This window comes from Candidatus Desulfolinea nitratireducens (genome assembly GCF_982879505.1).
Window position 1 is genome coordinate 1290 of record NZ_CEYOSI010000318.1, and the last position, 1574, is coordinate 2863.

A 1574-nucleotide genomic window follows, 5' to 3' on the forward strand; every position below is an offset into this window, starting at 1 on the left:
AAAGTGTTCTTCCGGTGGGGGTTGACCTTCTTCAAAGTGTTCTTCCGGTGGGGGTTGACCTTCTTCAAAGTGTTCTTCCGGTGGGGGTCCTTCCTCTTGAGTATTCGGGACGATTTTGAATGGCAAACTACATGCCGCCGTGCTGCCCAGCAATGCAAATATGCATAGCAGGATTACATACTTGATCAGGAGGGTTAAGTGATTTTTACTGCGATTTTTTGAATTCATTATTATTCTCCTTTTTCATCTTTCCACTTTCCCGATAAAAAAAGCGGTTATAGGCTCATGCCATATCCGCTTCCTGCTTCCGTATTCTTCTGCGATGATGCTTAGTTGTTTTCGGTTGTCTGCTTGTCTTAATTAAACAATCAGACTTTCGGCGGCCTGGCAATCTTAGCTGATTCTTGTCAGCTTTAGACCCACAGCATTGCGCCCCAACCTTTCGGGGGGTTTGCCTTTATCGAGTCTTAATATGTATAAATATTATCCACATTTCAACAAATTGTCAAGTATTCGTTGTATAAATGTTAGCGCAAAGTTCAAATGTCCCCTTTCTGCAAAGTTAAAATGTCCCCTTATTGAAGGGACAAACAGAAATGGACAAATTGATCATTATGAGCAAAAAAGAAATGAGTCGAGCAGAAATTATGCAGCGATTAGAGCAAAAAACACTGAAACAAAAAGAAGCTGCTCAAATTCTGGGGATAGGTGTCAGGCAGGTAAAACGCCTATATCGGGCCTATCGTGAAAAAGGCGTGGAAGGATTGATCTCCAAGAAACGAGGCAGATCAAGCAATCACAAAATCTCCTCTGAAAAGAAGAAAAAGGTAGTGGATTTGCTACACGGCCGCTACCATGATTTTGGTCCCACACTGGCCTGTGAGAAGCTGCGTGAATTACACGAATTGAACATCTCTCGGGAAAGTGTGCGGCAGCTAATGATCAGCGAAGGCCTCTGGAAACCGAAGCGGCTGAAACGGCCAGAAATCCACCAAATGCGAGAACGCCGAGCCTGTTTTGGAGAGCTGGTGCAGATTGATGGTTCCCCACACCGCTGGTTTGAAGATCGTGGACCCGCATGCAATCTGCTGGTGTTCATAGATGACGCTACCGGACGCCTGGGAGAATTGTATTTCACACCTCAGGAAAGCTTTTTTAGCTATGGGGAGGCCGCCAGGCGCTATTTTGCCCGCCATGGCAAGCCAGCTGCCTTCTACAGCGATAAACACGGCATTTTTCGGGTCAATATCAAGCATGCAGTCTCTGGTAGCGGCATGACCCAATTTGGACGAGCGATGAAGGAATTGGATATTGAGATTATTTGTGCCAATACACCCCAGGCCAAGGGCAGGGTTGAACGTGCCAACCTGACCCTGCAGGACCGTTTAGTCAAAGAACTGCGCTTGCGAGATATCTCCAGCATCGAGGATGCCAATTGTTTTATGCCTGATTTTATCCAGGACTTCAATCAGCGCTTTGCCGTTGTTCCTAGAAGTTCACACAATGCTCACCGCTCTGTGTCCAAGAGTGAAAATCTCAACCATATTTTTTCCTGGCAAGAAACTCGTACTCTC

General features: G+C 45.9%; 2 protein-coding genes and 1 riboswitch. Of the genes, one reads left to right on the forward strand and one right to left on the reverse strand.

The annotated features are described in order from the left end of the window. Positions 1-228, reverse strand: a 228-nt coding sequence (locus tag AC3DOM_RS17185) for a hypothetical protein (RefSeq protein ID WP_487920262.1), incomplete at its 3' end; no start/stop codon positions are given. Positions 229-375: 147 nt separating this feature from the next. Further along, positions 376-466: riboswitch (cyclic di-GMP riboswitch) on the reverse strand. A 148-nt stretch (positions 467-614) separates the two neighbouring features. Here AC3DOM_RS17185 and AC3DOM_RS17190 point away from each other — a divergent pair. Further along, the coding region (locus AC3DOM_RS17190; RefSeq protein WP_487920263.1) for an ISNCY family transposase at positions 615-1574 on the forward strand (960 nt) is incomplete at its 3' end.